This window comes from uncultured Agathobaculum sp. (assembly GCF_963927765.1).
GTDB lineage: Bacteria > Bacillota > Clostridia > Oscillospirales > Butyricicoccaceae > Agathobaculum.
In genome coordinates this window covers 1-22,251 of sequence record NZ_CAWVCU010000116.1, presented here as the reverse complement: position 1 = coordinate 22,251, position 22,251 = coordinate 1, and the positions used below count along the sequence as shown (strand labels likewise).

Here is a 22,251-nt window from a genome sequence, read left to right as displayed (position 1 = left end):
AAAGCAAAAAGGCAGGCAAGGCAACCCTTTTCGGGCTGCCCTGCCTGTCTTTTTTCTTTGGCCTATTTTGCAACAGGCCCTTTTTGCATATTTCGTTTACCGGGTATCAGAAGCGCCGTTGATGGGCGTAGTGCCGTAGGTAATACGTGAGGACGGAATGCCCTGACGGGACATATAGCCGGCCAGTAACTGCACGGTTTGGGCTGTGTTGCGGCTGTGGTGCAGTTTCACAATCACAGTTGCTGTGGTCTGTGTGAACTGCTGTGCTGTTGTTGCATAGGCACGGGCTGCGGACTGTGTATCGTCTGCGCAATCAATAGTGGCATCCCAGAGCCGGTAGCCTGCTCCAGTCAATGCATCGCGCTGCGCCTGTGTCAGATTGCCGCAACCGCTCTCATTCGAGACAATGCGGGTGGATAGGCCGGTCAAAAAGTTCAGCCGATCGTTAGCGGCAGATAGGGCAGACAGCATGTCCTCTGCGGAGGTTTGGTCGGTTGCGTCCAGCAGGAGTGCGATCGTATGCCCTTCGGCTGCCATGCGGCGGATCACATCGTCCGGCCAAGTGGATGTATCGGTGGGTAGGAAAAAGGTTGCCAGCCGTCCGGCGCTCTGTAACGCATCCAAGACAGCCGGTGTTGTATCGGTCGTTGGTGCGCCATAAAAGGTTAAGTACACGCGGGAAGGCTTTTGGGTGGGCTGCTCTTCCACATCGGGAATGGGCGGCTCCACCGGCTGCGTGGGCGGCTCTACGGGATTCGTAGGCTCGGAAGGCGTAACGCCGTTATATGCATTGATTGCGCTTTCAATGGCGCTGCCTTGGTTGGAGGCAAAAGCGGAATCGCTGGAGGCTGAACCATCTGTGATACGAAGCACCGTTTCACCATAGACAGACAGCGTGGAATAACTCAGTCCAAACTTGCCGCAGCACAGCTTGACGGGCACATACACCGTGCCGTTCATGTCATAGGCCGGAGGGGAGTAGCTGTTCAGGTTCTGGTCATATACATACCCCTCTGCGGTGGAGAAACTGAGGGTTTCCCCGCCATAGGACAGGTTGAGCACATTGTCTTCGCTGGAAGCAGATACGCCCAGAGAGGAGAACACGCTGTATGGGACATAAAGCTCGCCGCCCAGCCGCGTCGGCATGGTGCTGTCGGACAAGGGGAGCAACGTATCGTTGACCGCGGTTAATGTCAATGCGCGGGCTGGTTCAGGAAGTATGACAAGGATAAGCGCTGCACAAAGCACAAGACTGAGCAGCTTTTTCAGCTTGCGTGGGATACGCGGTCACTCCTTTCAGCAAACTATACGAACATATTATATCAAAAAGCAGATGGTTTGTCATCCTTCTTATAAAAAAACGCCTTGCTTTATCTTGGCAAAGTGCTATAATGAAAGGGTACAAAACCTATAACAGAAAGAGTGAATCCACCATGCTGCAGATCAGAACACAGCTCACAGACCACAAAAAGCCCAAGCCGGATGAAAATAATCTGGGTTTCGGCATCTATTATACCGATCATATGCTGGTTATCGACCATGATGAGGAGCAGGGCTGGCATGATGCCCGTATCGTGCCGTATGCGCCGCTGTCGCTTGATCCTGCGGCGATGGTGCTGCACTATGCGATGGAGTCCTTTGAGGGCATGAAAGCATACCGCACGCCGGACGGCTCGATCCAGCTGTTCCGCCCGGATAAGAATGCCGAGCGTATGATCAACACCAACCACCGTATGTGCCTGCCCAGCCTGCCGGTTGAGGATTTTGTGCAGGCGGTCAAGGCGTTGGTGTCGGTCGAGCAGGACTGGGTGCCGCATCAGCCGGGCACCAGCCTGTATATCCGTCCGTTTGTCATTGCGACCGAGCCGCATCTGGGCGTACGTCCCTCCAAGACCCATCAGTTCATTATCATCTGCTCGCCGGTTGGTGCATACTACTCCACCGGCATCAATCCGGTCAAGATTTTCGTCGAGGATGAGTATACCCGCGCTTGCCCGGGTGGCACCGGCTTTACCAAGTGCGGTGGTAACTATGCAGCCAGCTTGATCTCTCAGGTCAAGGCGCACGATCTCGGCTATGAGCAGACCCTGTGGCTGGACGGCGTCGAGCACAAGTATGTCGAGGAAGTCGGCTCGATGAACTGCTTCTTCAAGATCGACGGCACGGTTTATACCGCGCCCTGCGTGGGTACGGTTCTGCCGGGCGTAACCCGTATGAGCTGCATCGACCTGCTCAAGCACTGGGGCATTCCGGTATCCGAGGAGCGTCTGCCGATCGTGGACGTTATGCAGGCATCCAAGGAAGGCAAGCTGGAAGAGGTGTTCGGTACGGGTACGGCTGCGGTCATCTCCCCGGTAGGTGAGCTGCGCTATGAGGGCGATGTAGCCTACATCAACAACGGTGAGATCGGCGAAATCACGCACAAGCTGTATGACACGCTGACCGGCATCCAGTGGGGCACGCTGCCTGATGAGCTGGGCTGGACGGTCAAGGTAGACTGATAAAGCGTTTTTTGAAAAGGCAAACTCCCTTCGACGCGAAATACGTCGAAGGGAGTTTTGCGTTTGGATTAAAAGAGCTGCAATTGTCCGTCCGCCAGATTGACGATGCGCAGACCGCTTTGCTTCGCCATGCGAACGGTTTGTGCTGTGCCGCCCGGTTTACCGTCAAAATAGCAGATGAGCAGGGAAGAGGCATCCACCATAAAGCGGTTGCGTGCGGCATAGCATCCGGCGTGATAATTCCGGGAAAGCGCGAATACGCGGTCGGCGGCAAGCAGGCAATGGTTGAAGCGGCGCTTCCATTCGGACGGATAGTGGTCCGCCTGATGGTCAAACGGAATTGCGCAGAACAGCTGTATCGGCAGAGTTTCCCGTGCGCGCAGCACCGCTTCGGCGGCCCATAAGTCAAAGCCGGTGGACATGCCGGAAAAGAAACCGGTATAGCCTTGCGCTGCGGCATCTGCGATGGCGCGATCGAGTGCAGCAGTCAATGCATCGACGCGAGGATCGTTCGTGGCAAAAGGCATTTTTTCGACGCGGTAGCCAGAAAAACAGCAGGTTGTGTCACGGCCGGTCTGCATTTCCATCCCTCCAAAAAGAACAAATGTTCTATTGTGAACAGTATACCTCACAAAGACGGAAAACGCAAGTTGTAAAGAAGAAAAAAAGCTGGTACAATAATAAAAACTGCGCTGAAAAGAGGAGGATGCCATGAACGGACAGAACCGCTTTTTCTATTTGGTCAAGCGCATGGTTTATCGATACTTTTCAGATGGCATTCCGCAGGCGGCAGCAGAATTGTCTTATTTCTTGCTGTTTTCCTTGTTTCCGCTGCTCATCTTTCTTAACGCAGTGCTGGCACGGCTCAATCTTTCGATGGAGGGGATTGAACCGGTGCTGGATATGCTTCCGAAAAGCTTGCAGCAGCTGATCGTTTCCTATCTCGATCAGCTTGCGGCAACGCCGCCGGTCAGCCCCATGCTGATCGGCATTGGATTGACGTTGTATTTCCTTTCGCGCGCGGTGCGTTCCATGATGCGCACGGTCAACGACATTTACCATGTCGAGGTAGCACGCGGCATGGTTTGGGATGTACTGATTTCGTTTGGCATCACGGCAGGGTTTCTGGTATCGGTTGTGTGCAGCTTTGTTTTGGTGGTTGCGGGCAAAGCGCTTATCCGTCTTTTGCCGCGGGTGGTTCCGATTCCGCAGCCCGTGCTCAATATGACGCACGACGCCAGCTTTTGGGTGATGATCCCATTTATTTTTGTATTTCTGATGTTGTTCAACCGTATTGTTCCCAACCTGCATCTAAAGTTCCGAGAGGTATGGCCGGGGGCATTGTTTTCACTGGTGGCATGGCTGCTGGTTTCCTGGGGATTTTCGTTCTATGTGGACAATATGGCAAGCTATTCCGTGCTGTATGGTTCTCTGGGTGCCATCATTGTGCTGATGCTGTGGCTGTATATCGTCAGCATGATCCTGCTGATGGGGCCGCAGCTCAATCATACGTTGGTGGTCATGCGCCTGTATCGGTTGGAAAACCAAAAGCATATTGATTAAACCGCTTCTGGTGGTTTGCAGATAAAAACAAAGGAGGACAAGAAGGATGAAAGTAGTAGCAATCAATGGATCGCCGCGCAAGGGCGGTAACTGCGCGCAAATGCTCGAGGTGCTCGGCGGTGTGCTGGCGCAGGAGGGCATTGAGTTTGAGGTATGCCAGCCCGGCGCTAAGGTACATCCGTGCATGGCGTGCTATCACTGTCTGGATCACAATACGCTGCGCTGTGTGCAGGCAGATGACGGTGTCAATGAGATCATTGAGAAATGCATCGAAGCGGACGCGATCGTGCTGGCTTCTCCCGTGTATCATGGCGGCATTGCTGGCAGCATGAAGTGTGTGATGGACCGCATTATGCTGGCGGCTTGCTGCGGCGAGAATCAGTTTCATCATAAGGTGGGTGCGGCACTGTGTACGCTGCGCCGTTCGGGCGGCATGGAGACCTATCAGCAGCTGCTCGGCCTGATGGACGCAATGGAGATGGTGCTGGTTACCTCGGATTACTGGAATGCCGTACATGGTGCCGACATCGGTGAGTGCAAGCAGGATATTGAAGGTGTGGAAGTGATTGAAAAGCTCGGCCGCAATATTGCATGGATGCTTAAAGTGATTGATAAGGCAGGCATCGCTCCGCCGGAGACCCATCACCGCACTATGTTTAATTACATCCGTTGACAGAAAAAGGGAAGGCATGGACGGCCTTCCCTTTTTTGATAGGTTAACGAAATAAAATTCACAGATTATTCACAGGATGTAACCGAATTGACGTTGAAGCCTTGCGTATTTCCCGATACAATATATACATGGGATAGTATATACTGGAAAGGGATGGATACTATATGACGGTAGAACACGATATTTTGCAGGTCACGCCGCGGATCGAGGGGTTGGCGGCGCTTTGCGCAAGACATGACCGGATAGAGGCGTCGCTGTATAAAGAGTACGATGTCAAGCGCGGTCTGCGTGACCTGAATGGTGAAGGCGTGCTTGCGGGGTTGACCAACATATCAGATATCATCTCCCAAAAAGAGGAGAACGGGGAACTGGTTCCCTGTGACGGTGAACTGTATTATCGCGGCATCAAGATCAACGATTTGGTGCAGGGCTTCATACGGGACGGACGCAAGGGCTACGAGGAGGTTGCCTACCTGCTTCTTTTCGGTGAACTGCCGGACGCTGTGCGGCTGAGCGATTTTAAAAACCTGCTGGCGCAGGGACGTACGCTGCCGACGAATTTCACGCGCGATGTCATTATGAAAGCACCGACGCATGATATGATGAACAGCCTTTCCCGCAGTGTGCTGACGCTGGCATCCTATGATAGCAATGCGGATGAGATCACACTGCCCAATGTGCTGCGGCAATGCCTTATGCTGATTTCAGTGTTCCCGATGCTTGCGGTCTATTCCTATCATGCGTATAATTATTATGAGCGCGGCGAAAGCATGTATATTCACTATCCGTCGGACAGCTTATCCACGGCATCCAATTTCCTGCGTATGCTGCGTCCGGATATGCAGTATACCCCGCTGGAGGCCAGTGTGTTGGATTTGGCGCTTGTGCTGCACATGGAGCATGGCGGCGGCAATAACTCTTCGTTCACCACGCATGTGGTCACTTCCTCGGGAACAGATACCTATTCTGCCATTTCAGCGGCGCTTGGTTCGCTCAAAGGGCCGAAGCACGGCGGCGCCAATTATAAGGTTGTGCAGATGTTTGAAGATCTGAAGAAAAACATCACGGATACGACCGACGAAGAAGCGGTTGCGGACTATCTGAGCCGTCTCCTGCGCCGGGAGGCGTTCGACCGCAAGGGTTTGATCTATGGCTTGGGTCACGCGGTTTATTCGATCTCTGATCCTCGTGCCGAGGTATTCAAGTCCTTTGTAGGGCAGCTGGCACATGAAAAGGGCAGGGATGCGGATTTTGCGCTGTACTCTCTGGTTGCGCGGCTCGCGCCTGAGGTCATTGCGCATGAGCGCCATATCTATAAAGGCGTTTCGGCAAATGTCGATTTTTATTCGGGCTTTGTATACTCCATGCTTGGCTTGCCGCCTGAACTGTATACGCCGGTGTTTGCAATCGCCCGTATCGTAGGCTGGAGTGCGCACCGACTGGAGGAACTGGTCAATACGGACAAGATTATTCGTCCGGCATATCGCTGTGTGCAGCCGCCAACCGGCTATGTGTCGCTAAAAGATCGTTGATGACAAAACTATAAACGGGAGGAAGAAAAATGAAGTCAATCGGATTTATCGGCGTTGGTGTGATGGGGCGCTCCATGGTCAAAAATCTGCTCAAGGCAGGATATGAGGTGGCGGTTTATTCGCGTACCAAATCCAAACTGGAGGATTTTCTCAAAGAGAACAACGTCACATGGTGCGATTCTGTGGCGCAGTGCGCGTCGGGCAGAGATGCTGTTATCACAATGGTGGGATACCCGAAGGATGTGGAGCAGGTTTATTTCGGACAGGAGGGCATCCTTGCGGCCGCTCAACCGGGTACGTATTTGATTGACATGACAACGACCGACCCCAAACTGTCCGTTCGGATTTACGAAGAAGGCACAACAAGCGGCCTGCATACGTTGGATGCGCCGGTTTCGGGCGGCGACACGGGCGCGAAGAACGGCACGCTGTCTATCATGGTCGGCGGACAGGAGGACGATTTCAAGGCCTGTCTGCCGCTCTTTGAGGCGATGGGCAAGCAGATCGTTTATGAAGGCCCTGCGGGTGCGGGACAGCATACCAAGATGGCCAATCAGATTGCGATTGCAGGTACGATCGCGGGCGTCAGCGAAGCGCTGGCATACGCCGAGCGGGCAGGATTGGATACGCAGAAGATGCTGGACAGCATTTCCAAGGGCGCAGCTGGTTCGTGGCAGATGGAAAACCTCATGCCCAAGATGATGCGGGAGGACTATGCGCCCGGATTTTTCCTCAAGCACTTCATCAAGGATATGAAGATCGCACAGGGACAGGGCTTTGGCTCGTTGCCCGTACTCGAGCGCGTCTGCACGATGTATGGCGATTTGGAAGCCGAGGGCTTGGGTGATTTGGGCACACAGGCGCTCATCCGCTATTATCGTGGCAATAACGAGTAAAATCTGAGGGAAACAAACAAAGGCTCGGAACCGAATGGTTCCGAGCCTTTGTCTTATATTGCGGTGCTCAGTCGATATCGAGTGCGTCTTTCACCTTATCCCAAAAGCCTTTGCGCTTACTCTGGTTGTCATCGGTAGAGGATTCTTCAAATTCCCGCAGCAGCTTTTTCTGTTTTTCGGACAGATTTTTCGGCACTTCAATGCTTACACGGACGTACTGGTCGCCACGGCCACGGCCGCTCACATTCTGGATGCCCTTGCCCTTCATGCGGAATACCGTGCCGGTCTGCGTGCCTTCCGGCACTTTGTATTCCACGCGACCGTCGATAGTCGGCACCTGCAAGGTATCGCCCAGCGCTGCCTGCGTAAACGAGATCGGAATATCGACGTAAACGTCCTGTCCCTCACGTGTGAAAATCGGATGCGGACGAATGGAGATCGTCACAAACAGATCGCCAGCCGGGCCGCCGTTGATGCCTGCATTGCCCTGACCGCGTTGCTGGATGGATTGCCCTTCATCAATGCCAGCCGGGATATTGACCTTGAACTTGCGCGTCTTGCGCACACGCCCTGCGCCATTACACTTGCTGCACGGTTTTTTGATGATCTTGCCGGTGCCGCGGCAGTTCGGACATGCGCCCTGCGTCTGGAACATGCCAAGCGGCGTGCGCTGGGTTTGCGTTACGGTGCCGGTACCGCGGCAATTCGGGCAGGTCTCGGCGCTCGTGCCCTTGGCTGCGCCCGTACCGCCGCATTCGTCACAAGACTCGATGCGGTTGACGGAAATCTCTTTTTCGCAGCCAAATGCGGCTTCCTCAAACGAGAGGATAATGTTCTGCCGGATGGATTCGCCGCGCTGGGGGGCGTTGCGGCGCGAACTGCGTCCGCCGCCAAAGCCGCCGCCGAAGAAGGAGCCGAACAGGTCGCCCAGATCGCCCATGTCAAAGCCACCGAAGCCGCCCGCACCTGCGCCGCCGCCATAGCTCGGATCGACGCCCGCAAAGCCAAACTGGTCATATTTGGCGCGCTTATCCGCATCGGACAGCACTTCGTATGCCTCGTTGACTTCCTTGAATTTATTGGCAGCCTCCGGATTGTCTTTATTTAGGTCAGGGTGGTACTTGCGGGCGAGACGACGGTAAGCTTTTTTCAGCTCGTCCTCACTTGCGCCTTTCTGTACGCCAAGCACCTCGTAATAGTCTCTTTTATCAGCCATTGTGATCCCTCAAATAATGGAAAATAGCATGCCGCAGGGCGGAACGGTTTCCGTTCCGCCCCACGCGGCATGGATAATTACTTGTTCTGATCGTCGTCCTTGACTTCGGTGAAGTCTGCATCGACAAAATCGCCCTGCGGGCCGCCCTGTGCGCCTGCCTGACCACCCATGTTCGGATCGCCCTGCGGTGCCTGCTGCTGATAGATCTTGCCAGCCAGATCGCTGAACTTCTTAGAGAGGTTGTCGGTCGCCATCTTGATCATCTCGGTATCCGTGCCCTTGAGCGCTTCCTTAACCTTGTCGATCTCAGCCTGTACGCCGCTCTTTTCGTCTGCGGACAGCTTATCGCCCAGATCGGTCAGTGCCTTTTCAGACTGGAATACCAGCTGCTCAGCGTTGTTGCGAATCTCAACCGCTTCCTTGTTTTTCTTATCCTGCTCAGCATACTGCTCAGCCTCGTGCATCGCCTTATCGATCTCTTCCTGAGAGAGGTTGGTCGATGCGGTAATGGTGATCTTCTGCTCCTTGCCGGTGCCAAGATCCTTAGCCGATACGTTTACAATGCCGTTGGCGTCGATGTCAAAGGTAACCTCGATCTGCGGTACGCCGCGCGGAGCTGGAGCAATGCCATCAAGCGTGAAGCGGCCAAGCGTCTTGTTGCCGGCAGCCATTTCGCGCTCGCCCTGCAGCACGTGGATCTCAACGGACGGCTGGTTGTCAGCCGCGGTGGAGAAGATCTGGCTCTTCTTGGTTGGGATGGTGGTGTTGCGCTCGATCAGCTTGGTGCATACGCCGCCGAGGGTCTCGATGCCGAGGGACAGCGGGGTAACGTCGAGCAGCAGTACGTCCTTGACTTCGCCGCCAAGTACGCCGCCCTGAATGGATGCGCCGATTGCAACGCACTCATCCGGGTTGATGCCCTTGAAGCCTTCCTTGCCGGTGATGCCCTTAACGGCTTCCTGCACGGCCGGGATACGGGTCGAGCCACCAACCAGCAGAACCTTGGACAGGTCGGAAGCAGACAGGCCTGCGTCGCTCATTGCCTGACGAACCGGGCCCATGGTGCGCTCAACCAGATCAGCAGTCAGTTCGTTGAACTTTGCACGGGTCAGCGTCAGTTCCAGATGCTTCGGGCCGGTCGCATCTGCGGTGATATACGGCTGGTTGATCGAGGTCTGGGACATGCCGGACAGCTCGATCTTTGCTTTCTCAGCAGCTTCCTTCAGGCGCTGCATCGCCATCTTATCGTTCGACAGGTCAATGCCGTTGGACTTCTTAAACTCTGCCACCATCCAGTCGATGATGCGCTGGTCGAAGTCATCGCCGCCGAGGTGCGTATCGCCTGCGGTGGACAGTACTTCCAGAACGCCTTCGCCAATGTCGAGGATGGAAACGTCGAACGTGCCGCCGCCAAGGTCGTAAACCATGATCTTCTGCTCGGATTCCTTATCAACGCCGTAAGCCAGCGCAGCTGCGGTCGGCTCGTTGATGATACGCAGCACTTCCAGACCTGCGATCTTGCCAGCGTCCTTGGTTGCCTGACGCTGGGAGTCGGAGAAGTAAGCCGGAACCGTGATGACCGCCTGCGTTACCGGCTGGCCGAGGTAGGCTTCTGCGTCTGCCTTGAGCTTCTGCAGGATCATTGCGGAGATCTCCTGCGGGGAATAGGGCTTGCCGTCAATGTTGACGCGGTAATCCGAGCCCATGTGACGCTTGATGGAAATAATCGTGCGATCCGCATTGGTAACAGCCTGACGCTTTGCAACCTGACCGACCATGCGCTCGCCGTCCTTGGAGAACGCAACAACAGACGGGGTCGTGCGTGCGCCTTCCGCGTTAGGGATAACGACCGCCTCGCCGCCTTCCATAACGGATACGCAGGAATTGGTAGTACCTAAGTCGATACCGATGATTTTGCCCATGATTGATAGCACTCCTTTATGATAACTGTGTATTTTACAATGTGATTAGTTGGCCACCTTGACCATTGCATGGCGGATGACCTTATCGCCGATCTGAAAGCCCTGCTGGAACACTTCGGCAATTTGGTTTTCGCCAAACGCTTCATCCTCCACATGCATTACAGCGTTGTGGAAATTCGGGTCGAAGGCCGTGCCTGCGGATGCCTCGATGATCGTGACATTGATGCTTTTGAGGCTTTCGACCAGCTGGGTCATGGTCAGTTCCACGCCCTTTTTGTATTCCGAGTCTGCGGTTTCTGCTTTGATCGCTCGTTCGAGGTTGTCATAGGTCGGCAGCAACGCCTTCACCGCGTGGCTGACCGCATCGTTATAAGACTGCTCGCGTTCGCGTTGGCTGCGTTTGCGGAAGTTGTCATATTCCGCAGCCATGCGCAGGAAACGGTCATTGAGATCGTCGAACTTGGCTTTCCAGTCCTCGGTGGGCTGTACAGCTGCCTCTTCGCTTACGTTGTTTTCAGCAGCGGTTTCCGCTTCCTGTTGCGCAGCCGCCGTCTGTTCCGCTTCGGCAGCTTCAGGCTGTTTCTTTTTGCTCATATTGTTTTGATGCCTCCATTTGCAGGGAAATCAGGAATTCCCGTCTTTTTCATCCAAAAAGGTTTCCGCAATCAGCTTGTTCAGCCCCTTTGCGAAGCGGCTGAGCTGCGCGGACAACTTGGCGTAATCCATTCGGGTCGGTCCAACAATGCCGATCGCACCTTGTCCGATGTGGCCGATATCGTATTTTGCGTAAATCGCGGAAGTTTCACGCAGGGGATTTGCCCCGTTTTCCGGTCCGATAAAGAACTGGATTCCGTCGATCTTGCGTGTGGCCGGCAGCAGATGCTTCCGGTCGTCCTCCATGTAATCGAGCAGCGCCTGCGCTTTATGCAGGTCGCGATACTCGGGGAAACGCAGCAGTTTGTTGGTGCCTTCCAGAAAAACCTTTTGGTCGCTCAGCTCTTCAATCAGCTCTGCAATGTATTCGGCAACCGGTGCCAGCAGCGCGGAAAGGCCAGCGGCGCGGCGCACAATGTCGAAGCGTTCTGCCGTAATATGGCTAAGCGGCAGGCCGGTCAAGGTTTGGTTGAGCACATAAGTGAGCAATTCGGTTTCGTCTTTGGAAACATCGGCCATTGTGCGCACCATTTTATTTTTGACCGTGCCGGAATCTGTAACAACCACAATGACAAAGTTCATTTTGTCCACCGGGATGATCTCAAATTGTCGTATGGAAATTTGGGTCAGCGCCGGGGTGATGGCAACAGATGCATAATTGGTCAGGCTGGAGATCAGCTTGCCGGCCTCTTGGATGAGACGGTCAAGCTCCCGCACCTTGGTCTGCATCATGGTTTGCAGCGGTGCGTCATCCTCGCCGGTGTCCGTCGGCAGTTCCATCAGCTCATCCACATACAGCCGATAGCCTTGCGGAGAAGGAATGCGTCCGGCAGAGGTATGCGGTTTTTCCAGATACCCCATTTCCTCCAGTTCACTCATTTCGTTGCGAATGGTGGCGGAAGAAAAGGGGAGGGAATGCCCTTCGGTCAGTGCCTTGGAGCCAACCGGCTCGGCAGTGCGAATATAGTCACCGATGATTGCTTTTAGGATTTGCTTTTTTCGCTCGGACAATTCCACCGAACCTGACTCCTTTCTGTTCGGGTTTAGCACTCATCCTTCCTGAGTGCTAAACTTAATTTACCACCCCACGGCAGCAAAGTCAAGTGCCGTTTATGAATATTTTGTTAAATGATGCACCTGTTTTTGTCACATGGCAGAGGGGAGTGCCAATGTCGGAAAGTGGACTGGAGAATCCAGCGTGGAGAATCCAGCGTATTATGTTTGCTTTTCAAACGGTAAAATGATATGATAGTATATGGAGAAAAACGGCAGTCGGCCGTGAGAGAGAGAAATATATTCTCAGAAAAGAAGGAGACAAAATCACATGAAAGAAGTAAAAACCGGTATTGTTGGCCTGGGCCGTCTGGGCGCAGTGCATGCGGAAAATCTGGCGTTTAAGATCCCAGGATGCCGATTGGTTGCTGCGTGTTCGCTGGAACAGAAAGATCTGGATTGGGCAAAAGAATATCTCAAGGTCGATTTTGTAACAACCGATTACAAAAAGATGGTAGATGAGGCGGATATTGAAGCCGTGGTTATCGTTTCCTCCTCGCCGGAGCACTGCTGGATGATCGAGTATGCGCTGGATGCTGGCAAGCATGTATTCACGGATAAGCCGCTCGGCTGCTCTCTGGAGGAATGCAAGCGTGCGGAGGCTGCGGTAGAGCGCCACCCGGATAAGGTGTTCTTCTTAGGATTTATGCGTCGTTACGACCCGTCTTATGCAGATGCAAAGGCGAAGATCGACGCCGGTGAAATCGGCAAACCCTATCTGGTCAAAGCAACTGGTCTGGATCCGGAAGCGCTGGTTGAGAGCTGCATCAAGTTCTCCAAGACCTCGGGCGGTATCTTTATTGATGCGGCGTCGCATGACATCGACTTGATGCGCTGGTTCCTCGGCGGCGAGGTGACTGAGGTGTATGCGGCAGGCACAACGTTTAAGCATCCCGAATTTGCTGAGAATGGCGATACCGAGACCGGCATGGCAATGCTCAAGTTCGATAATGGTACGGTGGCGTTTTTGCATGTCGGCCGTACAGCGCCGCATGGTTATCACACCGAAACGGAAATCGTTGCGACAGATGGTCATATCCGCGTAGCTGGCGTGCCGTGGAAGGATCGCGTCATGGTATACGACCAGTACGGCGCACGGCAGGAGATCATCGAAAACTTCCCGCAGCGCTTCGCAGAAGCGTATCTGTTGGAAATGGTAGATTTTATTGACTGCATTCAGAAGGATCGTAAGCCGGAACTGACCGTATATGACGGCACCAAAGCAACGGTTGTCACCTATGCGATCACGGATTCTTTCCACAGCGGCAAGGCTGTCAAAGTGGAATATTGATTGGTCTATTTATATAGCAGCAGCCCCGCGCTTGAGCGCGGGGCTGCTTTTTATCATTTATACAGATCAGGCTTATCCATCATTTCAATGGGGAGGAATTGACCGGTGCCGCGCGAACGGTTGAGCGCATCCGCCGCAACGCAGGCAGCATAGCCATCCCAAGCGGACGGACCAGTCGGGCCACCTGCAGCCAACGCTTTGACCCATTCGGTCAACTCGATATCATAGGCTTCGATGAAGCGATCCTTCCAGTCGGTCAGGATGGGGAAGGAGCGGGTTGCGTTTGCGCGTTTGACAACAGCATACGGGTCAGGGAGATTGACCGTGCCTTTTTCGCATACAACCTGACACTGAATATCATAGCCGTAAGCATCGGCAACCTGCACTTCTACGTCAATACGTGCGCCCGACTGGGTTTCGAGCAGCACGATCTGTGGATTATCGTAGCCCTTGGTTGAGCAGGCAGACTGCCGTACCTTGAGCACTTGTCCGTTTGCATATTCATCGGAAAGCAGCCAGCGGCAGATATCCAGCTCATGAATGGCAACATTGGATACGCCCATTTCGGTCTGGAAGCCGTCCGGCTGGGACACGTTGCGATGGCAAGCATGGATCATCAGCGGTGCGCCAAGTTCGCCGGAGTCAATGATCCGCTTCATTTCGGCATAGCCACGGTCATAGCGACGCATAAAACCGACCTGTACCAGGCGCTTGCCGTGAGTCACTTCTGCTTGGATGATTTTTTCGCAGTCAGCTGCGTTTTGTGCAAGCGGCTTTTCACAGAACACATATTTACCGTGCTTGAGACATTCTAGAACATAACCAGCGTGACTGGGATCAGAAGAAGCGATAAGGACGGCATGTACTTCGGGAGCGGCGATCAGTTCTTCGCCGGTTGCGTAAGCGCGTAAGCCTGCGTATTGCGCTGCGGTTTTGCGAGCAGCTTCTTCCAAATAATCGGCGCAGGCGACAACCTGACAGCCGGGAACCAGATCGTGCAGGCGGCGGATATGATCGCGGCCAATGGCGCCGCAGCCGATCACACCAATATTCAACATGTAAAATCTCTCCTTTGGAAGTAAATTAAAAAACAACAAAATAATATGACAATAAAGTGAAACAGGATTCAAGAGAAAAGATGACTTTTGGCAAAAGTGCAGGACAGCCTATTCGCATCAAGAAACAGGCAATAGAGGCTGTGAAGTGGAAAAGGCTGCCGCAAACGGCAGCCTTTTCAGTGTATGAAAATGAGTAATTACTTTGCGGCCAGACGGCGAGCCTTTGCTTCCATATGCTCACGAGTAACGTCGAGCAGAACGGCGCCGATGATAACCAGGCCGAGAACCAGGTTCTGTACTGCCGAGGAAACGGACAGCAGCGAGAAGCCGTTACGCAGAACCGCGATGATCAGCGCACCGAGCATGGTGCCGATCATGGTGCCCTTACCGCCCATGAAGGACGCGCCGCCGATGATGCACGCTGCGATTGCGTCGGTATCGTACGGCTGGGTTGCGTTAACGCCGTTGCAGATGCCGGAACGGCCGATCGAAACGATACCAGCCAGCGCCGCCATGAAGCCGGACAGCGCGTAGCAGAAGGTCAGCACGTTTGCAGAGTTGATACCGGACAGGCGAGCTGCTTCCGGGTTGCCGCCGCAGCAGTAGATCGAGCGGCCCAGCGAAGTGCGGGTCAGCAGGATGTGCATGATAATGTAGATTACGATAACAACGATGAAGCTAACAGGGAAGCCGCCAACCGTAGCGGAGCCGAGCCACATGACACCGTCCAGACCGGAGAACGAAACCATCTGGGAACCAGTTACAATTAGTGCTGCACCCCAAAGTACGTTCTTCATACCAAGGGTGGAAACGAAGGGGTGGGGCAGGTGCAGGCGGGTCAGCATCATGCCGTTGATCCAGCCGATCAGCGTGCCGGCTACAATCGCAACAATCAGCAGCACAACCGAATTGGTCATGCCCTTCTGTACCAGCATACCGGCAAGGCAGGCGCAAAACGTTGCGTTAGCACCAACCGAAAGGTCGATACCGGCGGTGATCAGGCAGAGCAGCATGCCGGTGGAAACCAGTGCGTTAAACGATGTCTGCTTGAGAACCGACATCAGGTTGGAATACTTGAAAAAGTTGGGCGATGCGATCGTCAGTACGATGCAAAGGATCAACAATGCGCCGAACGTACCAGCATACGTCATTAAATTGCTGGACTTTTTCGTTTTAGTCATCTAATTTACCTCCCCAAGCTGCCTTCATAAGGTCTTCCTGATTGAAATATTTGCTGTCGCGGCTGACATCCGCCATTACCTCACCGCCGCGCATAACGATTACGCGGTCGCTCATGCCGAGGATCTCCGGCATTTCAGAGGATACCATGATGACGCACTTGCCCTGCTTGACAAGGCTGTTCATGACGTTGTAAACCTCGACCTTTGCGCCGACGTCGATACCACGGGTCGGCTCGTCGAAAATGAAGATATCGGCATCTGTGTTGACCCATTTGCCGATAACAACCTTCTGCTGGTTGCCGCCGGACAGCTGGCCGACGATCTCGTCGATCGACGGGGTCTTGATGCGCAGCGACGCGATTGCCTTCTCGCCGCTCTCCAGAATCTTCTTTTCATCCAGGAAAGGACCGTTGCTGAAGCCCTTCATGTTTGCAAGGATCAGGTTGGTGCGGATGGTCTGCGCCAGAACCAAACCCTGGCCCTTGCGGTCCTCCGTCAGGAATGCGATGCCTTCTTTGATCGCCTGACGAGGAGACTTGATATGTACTTCCTTGCCCTTGATGGTAATTTTGCCGCCGTCGATCGGATCGGCGCCAAAAATCGCACGCATGGTTTCGGTACGGCCTGCGCCGACCAGACCCGCAAAGCCAAGGATCTGTCCGCCGTATGCGTCAAACGAAACATCGCGCAGTACGCCGTTTTCGGTCAGATGCTCTACCTTGAGCATCGGCTCTGCGCTCTTCGTACCAAATTCCTTGGGGAACTGGTTGTCGAGCGAACGGCCTACCATTGCAGTGATCAGCGAGTCGTTATCCCACTCGTCGATCGGCTTGGTCGAAATATACTCACCGTCACGGATAACGGTGACACGGTCGCACAGCTCAAACAACTCTTCGAGCTTATGCGATACAAAGACGATGCCGATGCCGCGCGCCTTGAGCTCACGGCAGGTCTTCATGAGCTGTTCTACCTCTTTTTCGCCCAAAGACGAGGTCGGCTCGTCCATAATAATCATTTTTGCATTGATCAGAACTGCCTTGGCGATTTCGATCATCTGCTGCACGCCCATGCCGAACGTGCCGGCAGCCTTGGTCGGGTCGATATCCTGCCCGAGCGATGCCATGACCTCCTTGGCCTTCTTATGCATCGTCGGATAGTCAAGCAGGGCACCCTTCTTGATCCATTTGTTGATGAAAATGTTATCGGTTACGCTCAGAAGCTTTTCGATATTCAGCTCCTGATATACGCAGGCAATGCCTGCCGCTGCGGATTCATTCGGATCTTTGAAATGCTTTTCCACGCCGTCAACAAAAATCTGGCCCTCGTCTGCCTGGTGCACGCCGGTCAACACCTTGATAAGTGTCGACTTGCCCGCGCCGTTCTCACCGATCAGACCCAGAATCTCTCCGGGCTTGACGGCGAGCTGCATGTTCCTCAGAGCCACTACGCCCGGAAAACGCTTCGTTGCGTTTTTCAGCTCTACTACGTATTCACTCATTTGCATATCACCTTTTCTTCTCCGAGATGAAGTGCGGGACATAAGGGAACTGGTCTCGGTACAGTTATAGGACAAAGTCATGTCAGGGCATGTATGGTACTTTGTCTCAGTCTCGCGGGTGGGGTCAGTAGCTTGGAAAGAACCCCTGCACCGATTATTCAATCCTGCAGGGGTTCCTCCCTTTTACTTAAAACTTACCTACAAGAGCGGCTTGTAAATTACTCGCCCAGATAGCTCTTCAGGGTATCCAGACGCTCCTGTGCGTTGTCCTTGGTAACAACAGAGCAGCCAGAATCGATGAACTCTTTGATTTCTTCGCCGTTGAGAGCCTTAACAGCAGCGTCAACAGCCATGTAGCCCATGTCATAAGCTTCCTGTGCAACAGACATGGTCTCCTCGCCGTTCAGGATAGCGGTGCATGCGGACTGGATGCCGTCGAAACCAACAAAGACCGTGTTAGCATAAGCTTCGTTGCCCTTAGCGGCACGGGCAGCTGCCATTGCCATGTCGTCGTTGTTGCAGACGATCATTGCGATACCTTCCGGATGGTTCTGCATGATTGCTTCCATGGAGGTAGCAGCCTTATCTGCTACAGCGTCTGCGTACTGGGTTTCGTCAGCCAGGAAAGTGCCGCCGGCAGCTTCGATGCCCTTCTGGTAGCCGGTCAGACGAGCGGTAGCGGTGCTGTCGCCCTGTACGCCGGAGATAGCAATTGCCTTCAGCTCGGTCCAGCCAGCTTCCTGTGCAGCCTTAACAGCCGCTTCGCCGCCCATTGCAGCAGCGTCTTCGTTACCGGTGCCGACAAAAGACTTAACTTCCGGAGCATCAATGTCAGTGTCAACTGCGATGATCGGAGCGGTCTGGCCAGAGATCAGGGTGGTCACCAGATCAGCCTGCAGCGGAGCGATAACGAAAGCGTCGTACGCGCCGGAGTTCAGGTCAGTCTCGATCATGTTCTGCTGCTCGTCGTAAGCAGTCTCAGAGGAAGCGCCCTTAACCTCAACCTTTACGTCCGGGTTGTCAGCCATGTACGCTTCAGCGCCAGCCTTAACGTAGCCCCAGTACTCGGAAGCCGTGGTCTTCAGGATGACGTCGATGGAGTAGCCTTCGCCGCTGGACTCACCGCCTTCAGCGGTGTCGCCGGTGTCATTCGTGGTGGTGCCGCCACAAGCTGCAAGGCTTGCACACATAGCGCCTGCGAGTAACATTGCCAGTAGTCTCTTCTTCATGATAAAACCTCTCTCCTTTTTTTGCGCAGGGACCAAATGCCGGTCGGGAAATCCCGGCTGCTGCAAAAGAAATGATCCTATGCAGCAAGCCAGCGCTTGCTCACTGCTCGTCGTGTTGCCCCGCCATATTGCAGGACACTGGAACGCTCCAACGTTCTGGTAATATTTTAATGCATCTGTGGTACTTTGACAAGTGTTTGTTGTGATTTTTGTCGGTAATAGCGAGTTGCTTACGGGTGCGTTTGTGCAGGTTCACAAAGAATGGATTTGCAAAAGGAAAAGGCAGGGTGTGCATTGTGCAAAAAATACCTTTGTGGGCAAATTTCATGAGGAAATCGGGGGAAAAGTATGTCTGATTTGGGCATATTTTGGAGATATCTCTTGCGGGTGCAGGTTACAGTGTGGTAAAATTACCTCACAATCTATGGTGAGGGAAGGAATATTGCATGAAGCTGGCAATCAAGACCTGTACATTGGACATGCCTTATGAGCAGATGCTGGACTTTTGCGTGGAGCAGCGCATTGCAGCAATTGAAATCGGAACGGGGAATTGGTCGGGCGCACCGCATTGCGATTTGGATCTGCTGGTCAGCGACCGGACGGCGCGGGAGCAGTGGTATGATGCAATGCGGGCCAGAGGGTTGGAACTGTGCGCGCTCAATTGTTCGGGCAACCCACTGGCCTATGAACAGGAGATGGATGTGACAAAAAAGACCTTTGCGCTGGCACAGATGCTTGGCGTGAAGAAAATCGTCATGATGAGCGGATTGCCGGCCGGTTGCAAAGGGGACAAAACGCCGGTTTGGATTACTACCTCATGGCCGCCGGAGACGCAGGAGATTCTGGCGTACCAATGGGATGAAGTTGCTATTCCGGCATGGAAGGAAATCGTCAAGATGGCAGCAGACTGCGGCGTTGAGAAGATCGCGCTGGAAAACCACGGAATGCAGCTGGTATATAATCCGGAAACCTGCTTGCGGCTGCGTGAGGCAGTTGGCCCGATGGTCGGCATGAATCTGGACCCCTCGCATTTGTTCTGGATGGGCGGAGATCCGATTGAGGCGGCGCGTGTGCTGGGAGAGCATGGTGCGATTTATCACGTGCATGGAAAGGATTCTCGGCCGGAGCGTCGCTATTGGCAGCCCAACGGCATGCTCGACACCAAGCCAATCGACGCATTTGCAAAGCGCGCATGGAACTATGTTGCCGTGGGCGCAGGACATGATGCTAAGTGGTGGAAGGAATTTTTCTCGGTTGTGCGTATGTCGGGATATGATGATGAGATCTCTCTGGAAATGGAGGATTTGACGATGTCCATGCTGGATGGGCACTTGGCCAGTTTGCATGTATTGCGGGAAGCGCTGAATATTGTTTAATAGAAAGCGGCTGATGGCTGCGTTTTGAGGGGAAAAACGAAAAAGTGCTGCCGGATAAACGGCAGCACTTTTTTAATCGTTCTGATGCATCAACTGTTCGGCATAGCCCTGTAGCTCAGCTTGGGAATGGACGCAGTCGCCGCGTTCAATAATCATGCGGCGGACATGGGCTGGCAGTTGAGAGAAGTAAGCATGTGCAGAACGGTTAATGGCCAGCATTTCGGTCAGATTATGATACCGATTCATGTAGATTCACCTCTGTTGTAGTATCCCCATTAGCAAGCGAGGATATTCTCCAAAATATTGAGAATTTTTACGCCGTAATCTGCGCCGGCTGCCCAGCCGTATCCGTGCGGGTTTTCCTGTATGCCAAGATACTGCACTGTGGGAGCAGCACCGCGTGTGACGAGAGAAAAGCGCGGGTCAATCACCGGATTGTTCAGCGGGGATTTGTTGGCATATGCCTTGAGATGCTGGATCTGGGCGCGGATGCCGAGCTGCGGCGTATCAAAGGACGCGCCCAGCATACCGTTATCCAGTACGCCAAGTCCACAGAAATTATTTTGCTCCAGCTTAACGGCGCTGTCCTTGAAGGTAAAGTTTCCTGTTTCCAGACAGGACTGCGCAAAGGCGATATCACCGCGGATGCCTTCTGCTTGTCCTTCAGACAGATAGTAGGGGATCATATCAATGACCGACTGCGGTACGTTGGGATTGACTTTTTTAATATAGGTCTGCATTTGTTTCGCAGTAGCCTGTGCGGTGCCAGCAATGCTGGTATAGGTGAAATATTTATCAACGGTTGCAGTGCGTAAATTATAATAGGAAGCACCGGGACGCATGACCTGTGTCAACAGCAGGGTAGAGCCGGGATTCAGGTCGATCAGGTGGTACTCGTCGAGCGAGCGAAGTGTGCTGCCCTTAGTGAAATCAAAAACTGCCCATTGCCCGTTAACATAGACGACGTTCCATGCCGTGGACCAACTGCGTACCAGAAATGATGGAATGCCAGCCTCTGAGAACATCCAATCGGCTGCAGCAGCCAGCGAACGCGTGCTGACACTGCCGTTTTTGTTGTAGGACTTGACCCAAGAAGCGTTGCCGCCGGTACGGAATTCACGTTGCAGCAACTCATAGATGTAAGCGACGCGTTCCTCGTCGGAATGCAGGGAGGACAGCTTGGCCATATCCGAAGAGAAATAGCGCTTGGCTGCGGTGTAGTCGGATGCTGTTGCGCCGCCGGTCAGGGTATATGTATCGGTTAGGGAAGGGCGGCTGCGCGCATCGCGGGAATATCCGTTGGAAACTGTAACATCGCTCAAGGATGCTGGCTTTGCACCGAGATAGGCGGTTGACATGGCTTGAAAATCGGCCTGCAGCATATTCTTGTCGGGGTTATCGAATAAATCAGAATCGGCAAGCGCGGTAAGACTGCCGGAATATTGCGGCGTCGCTGCGGGAGTGGTGTTTGTCAAGGCGGCGGTGAGCCTATCCGCCCAGTAAAGATTGCTGCGGTATAGTGTGTTGTTGGATGAAGCATACAAGGGAGCGCCCTTGACAGCACGGAGCTGGCTGATCAAATCACGCCAGTCGGCATTTGCTTCGTCGGTTATGATGGGAGCATATCGGTTCGCTGTATCGGAAAACGACGAGGCAGGCAGAACACGCAGATTGTTTGCCAAATCGTTCATTGCCGCGGACCATGTGGTTTCTTCTGCATAGGGATAAGCGGCATAGGCAGTGATGCGACGGTTATCGTAGTTATAAGAAACGCCGAAATCCACAAGCTGCCCTAGTGCGCGCAAAGCAATATAGTTGTTTCCCTTAATATTATATACGGTAGGCGAAATCAGAGAACCGTTCAAATAAAGAGTCTGGCGCGTGACGACAGCGGACGCTGGTGCGGTAGCAGTGTTTTGGATGGTGCTGCTTTCGCCAGAAACGGGGACATAAGCAGCATCGGGATCAATGTGGACAGCGTTTGTGGCTTTGTCATATGTGACGCCAAAATCCAACAAACGCCCGAGATCACGCAATTTAAAATAAGTATTTCCTCCTATATTATATATAGTGGGATCGGCTGGTTTGCCAACTGCATCCGAAAGAGAAGTGCTGACATAAAACGTCTGCCCGCCGGAAGTGGCAGGAAGCGCATTGGCCGCGGATGCCGAATAAGTGAGGGCGGCAATGCTCAGAGCGGTAAAAATTAGGCGTTTAAGCATAGAATCCTCCAGAATGGGAAAAGTATCAGTGCAGAAACCACCAACCAACAAAGAAAAAAGCATTTGGTGGCAACAGCATATAATGGCTGTATTATAGCATGAAACAGACAAGCGTTCAAATGCAGTATGTGGGGGGATAGGGAAAAAGCAAAAAAATGTAAAAAAGTATTGACAAAGGTCGGTTATGTGTAGTATACTAAGAAAGTTGCTTCGGTGAGAGGCCGCCAAATCGGAAAGAATTTGAAAGAAATGAAAAAAGTTCTTGACAAACGTTTCTCGGTTTGATATACTAAATAGGCTGCTTCGGAAAGAAGCGGCGCGGGTCGAAAAAAGTTTGAAAAACTTGAAAAAAGTTCTTGACAAACTGAAAACGATCTGATATAATA

At 53.4% G+C, this 22,251-nt stretch carries 19 protein-coding genes; 7 read left to right on the top strand and 12 right to left on the bottom strand.

The features are described from left to right. Nucleotides 1-96: 96 nt before the first annotated feature. On the bottom strand, nt 97-1,197 hold the full coding sequence (locus ABGT74_RS10805) for a polysaccharide deacetylase family protein (RefSeq protein WP_346705513.1): 1,101 nt from the start codon (nt 1,195-1,197) through the stop codon (nt 97-99). Nucleotides 1,198-1,433: 236 nt separating this feature from the next. Between ABGT74_RS10805 and ABGT74_RS10800 the strand changes: the two genes are divergently transcribed. After that, nucleotides 1,434-2,501 (top strand): branched-chain amino acid aminotransferase, encoded by a 1,068-nt coding sequence (locus tag ABGT74_RS10800; RefSeq protein ID WP_297283159.1) that lies wholly within the window; start codon nt 1,434-1,436, stop codon nt 2,499-2,501. Between the two features lie 68 nt (nt 2,502-2,569). On the opposite strand, the gene ABGT74_RS10795 is transcribed toward ABGT74_RS10800, so the two are convergent. Then, on the bottom strand, nt 2,570-3,082 hold the full coding sequence (locus tag ABGT74_RS10795) for an SLOG family protein (protein ID WP_346705512.1): 513 nt from the start codon (nt 3,080-3,082) through the stop codon (nt 2,570-2,572). Nucleotides 3,083-3,212: 130 nt separating this feature from the next. On the opposite strand from ABGT74_RS10795, the gene ABGT74_RS10790 reads away from it, so the two are divergent. The 4 genes from ABGT74_RS10790 to ABGT74_RS10775 all read left to right on the top strand — a co-directional run bounded on the left by ABGT74_RS10790 (nt 3,213) and on the right by ABGT74_RS10775 (nt 7,165). Beyond that, nucleotides 3,213-4,064, top strand: coding sequence for a YihY/virulence factor BrkB family protein (locus ABGT74_RS10790; protein WP_297283161.1), 852 nt, complete (start codon nt 3,213-3,215; stop codon nt 4,062-4,064). Between the two features lie 46 nt (nt 4,065-4,110). Continuing rightward, nucleotides 4,111-4,737: a flavodoxin family protein gene (locus tag ABGT74_RS10785; RefSeq protein ID WP_297283162.1), complete on the top strand. Its 627-nt coding sequence runs from the start codon at nt 4,111-4,113 to the stop codon at nt 4,735-4,737. Nucleotides 4,738-4,901: 164 nt separating this feature from the next. Beyond that, on the top strand, nt 4,902-6,269 hold the full coding sequence (locus ABGT74_RS10780; RefSeq protein WP_346705511.1) for a citrate/2-methylcitrate synthase: 1,368 nt from the start codon (nt 4,902-4,904) through the stop codon (nt 6,267-6,269). A 29-nt stretch (nt 6,270-6,298) separates the two neighbouring features. Beyond that, entirely contained in the window at nt 6,299-7,165 is an 867-nt protein-coding gene (locus ABGT74_RS10775) for an NAD(P)-dependent oxidoreductase (protein WP_297283164.1), read from the top strand. A 67-nt stretch (nt 7,166-7,232) separates the two neighbouring features. Here ABGT74_RS10775 and dnaJ read toward each other — a convergent pair whose 3' ends face one another. From dnaJ to hrcA, 4 genes are all read right to left on the bottom strand, one after another. Beyond that, nucleotides 7,233-8,381 carry a molecular chaperone DnaJ gene (dnaJ, locus tag ABGT74_RS10770; protein WP_346705510.1) on the bottom strand — a complete coding sequence of 383 codons (1,149 nt, stop codon included), beginning with the start codon at nt 8,379-8,381 and terminating at the stop codon, nt 7,233-7,235. A 77-nt stretch (nt 8,382-8,458) separates the two neighbouring features. Next, nucleotides 8,459-10,303: a molecular chaperone DnaK gene (dnaK, locus tag ABGT74_RS10765; RefSeq protein WP_346705509.1), complete on the bottom strand. Its 1,845-nt coding sequence runs from the start codon at nt 10,301-10,303 to the stop codon at nt 8,459-8,461. A gap of 45 nt (nt 10,304-10,348) precedes the next feature. Then, nucleotides 10,349-10,897: a nucleotide exchange factor GrpE gene (gene grpE, locus ABGT74_RS10760; protein WP_346705508.1), complete on the bottom strand. Its 549-nt coding sequence runs from the start codon at nt 10,895-10,897 to the stop codon at nt 10,349-10,351. 30 nt (nt 10,898-10,927) lie between these two features. After that, nucleotides 10,928-11,974, bottom strand: a complete 1,047-nt coding sequence (gene hrcA / locus ABGT74_RS10755; protein WP_297283168.1) for a heat-inducible transcriptional repressor HrcA — start codon at nt 11,972-11,974, stop codon at nt 10,928-10,930. A gap of 307 nt (nt 11,975-12,281) precedes the next feature. Here hrcA and ABGT74_RS10750 point away from each other — a divergent pair, with 307 nt between their 5' ends. Beyond that, the gene (locus tag ABGT74_RS10750) at nt 12,282-13,301 is read left to right on the top strand and encodes a Gfo/Idh/MocA family oxidoreductase (RefSeq protein ID WP_346705507.1); all 1,020 of its coding nucleotides are present in this window, start codon (nt 12,282-12,284) and stop codon (nt 13,299-13,301) included. Nucleotides 13,302-13,354: 53 nt separating this feature from the next. Here ABGT74_RS10750 and ABGT74_RS10745 read toward each other — a convergent pair whose 3' ends face one another. The 4 genes from ABGT74_RS10745 to ABGT74_RS10730 form a co-directional block, all read right to left on the bottom strand. After that, the gene (locus ABGT74_RS10745) at nt 13,355-14,359 is read right to left on the bottom strand and encodes a Gfo/Idh/MocA family oxidoreductase (RefSeq protein ID WP_297283170.1); all 1,005 of its coding nucleotides are present in this window, start codon (nt 14,357-14,359) and stop codon (nt 13,355-13,357) included. Between the two features lie 197 nt (nt 14,360-14,556). Continuing rightward, nucleotides 14,557-15,540 (bottom strand): ABC transporter permease, encoded by a 984-nt coding sequence (locus ABGT74_RS10740; RefSeq protein ID WP_297283171.1) that lies wholly within the window; start codon nt 15,538-15,540, stop codon nt 14,557-14,559. Continuing rightward, nucleotides 15,533-17,038 (bottom strand): sugar ABC transporter ATP-binding protein, encoded by a 1,506-nt coding sequence (locus tag ABGT74_RS10735; protein ID WP_346705506.1) that lies wholly within the window; start codon nt 17,036-17,038, stop codon nt 15,533-15,535. The genes ABGT74_RS10740 and ABGT74_RS10735 overlap by 8 nt, the downstream gene beginning before the upstream one ends. Before the next feature lie 218 nt (nt 17,039-17,256). After that, a complete protein-coding gene (locus ABGT74_RS10730; RefSeq protein WP_346705505.1) occupies nt 17,257-18,267 on the bottom strand; it encodes a sugar ABC transporter substrate-binding protein in 1,011 nt (336 codons plus the stop codon). A gap of 446 nt (nt 18,268-18,713) precedes the next feature. On the opposite strand from ABGT74_RS10730, the gene ABGT74_RS10725 reads away from it, so the two are divergent. Next, nucleotides 18,714-19,643, top strand: coding sequence for a sugar phosphate isomerase/epimerase (locus ABGT74_RS10725; protein WP_346705504.1), 930 nt, complete (start codon nt 18,714-18,716; stop codon nt 19,641-19,643). A 72-nt stretch (nt 19,644-19,715) separates the two neighbouring features. Here the strand turns inward: ABGT74_RS10725 and ABGT74_RS10720 are convergent, their stop codons facing one another. Continuing rightward, nucleotides 19,716-19,889, bottom strand: coding sequence for a hypothetical protein (locus ABGT74_RS10720; protein WP_346705503.1), 174 nt, complete (start codon nt 19,887-19,889; stop codon nt 19,716-19,718). Between the two features lie 29 nt (nt 19,890-19,918). After that, nucleotides 19,919-21,865 (bottom strand): glucosaminidase domain-containing protein, encoded by a 1,947-nt coding sequence (locus ABGT74_RS10715; protein ID WP_346705502.1) that lies wholly within the window; start codon nt 21,863-21,865, stop codon nt 19,919-19,921. Nucleotides 21,866-22,251: the final 386 nt, after the last annotated feature.

Bases quoted from the DNA above. Each gene is read 5' to 3' on its own strand.
- ABGT74_RS10790 (WP_297283161.1), top strand. From the start codon at position 3,213: ATGAACGGACAGAACCGCTTTTTCTATTTGGTCAAGCGCATGGTTTAT.
- ABGT74_RS10780 (WP_346705511.1), top strand. From the start codon at position 4,902: ATGACGGTAGAACACGATATTTTGCAGGTCACGCCGCGGATCGAGGGG.
- ABGT74_RS10725 (WP_346705504.1), top strand. From the start codon at position 18,714: ATGAAGCTGGCAATCAAGACCTGTACATTGGACATGCCTTATGAGCAG.
- ABGT74_RS10800 (WP_297283159.1), top strand. From the start codon at position 1,434: ATGCTGCAGATCAGAACACAGCTCACAGACCACAAAAAGCCCAAGCCG.
- ABGT74_RS10720 (WP_346705503.1), bottom strand. From the start codon at position 19,889: ATGAATCGGTATCATAATCTGACCGAAATGCTGGCCATTAACCGTTCT.
- dnaJ (WP_346705510.1), bottom strand. From the start codon at position 8,381: ATGGCTGATAAAAGAGACTATTACGAGGTGCTTGGCGTACAGAAAGGC.
- ABGT74_RS10785 (WP_297283162.1), top strand. From the start codon at position 4,111: ATGAAAGTAGTAGCAATCAATGGATCGCCGCGCAAGGGCGGTAACTGC.
- ABGT74_RS10740 (WP_297283171.1), bottom strand. From the start codon at position 15,540: ATGACTAAAACGAAAAAGTCCAGCAATTTAATGACGTATGCTGGTACG.
- ABGT74_RS10795 (WP_346705512.1), bottom strand. From the start codon at position 3,082: ATGCAGACCGGCCGTGACACAACCTGCTGTTTTTCTGGCTACCGCGTC.
- ABGT74_RS10750 (WP_346705507.1), top strand. From the start codon at position 12,282: ATGAAAGAAGTAAAAACCGGTATTGTTGGCCTGGGCCGTCTGGGCGCA.
- ABGT74_RS10775 (WP_297283164.1), top strand. From the start codon at position 6,299: ATGAAGTCAATCGGATTTATCGGCGTTGGTGTGATGGGGCGCTCCATG.
- ABGT74_RS10745 (WP_297283170.1), bottom strand. From the start codon at position 14,359: ATGTTGAATATTGGTGTGATCGGCTGCGGCGCCATTGGCCGCGATCAT.
- ABGT74_RS10715 (WP_346705502.1), bottom strand. From the start codon at position 21,865: ATGCTTAAACGCCTAATTTTTACCGCTCTGAGCATTGCCGCCCTCACT.
- ABGT74_RS10730 (WP_346705505.1), bottom strand. From the start codon at position 18,267: ATGAAGAAGAGACTACTGGCAATGTTACTCGCAGGCGCTATGTGTGCA.
- ABGT74_RS10735 (WP_346705506.1), bottom strand. From the start codon at position 17,038: ATGAGTGAATACGTAGTAGAGCTGAAAAACGCAACGAAGCGTTTTCCG.
- dnaK (WP_346705509.1), bottom strand. From the start codon at position 10,303: ATGGGCAAAATCATCGGTATCGACTTAGGTACTACCAATTCCTGCGTA.
- grpE (WP_346705508.1), bottom strand. From the start codon at position 10,897: ATGAGCAAAAAGAAACAGCCTGAAGCTGCCGAAGCGGAACAGACGGCG.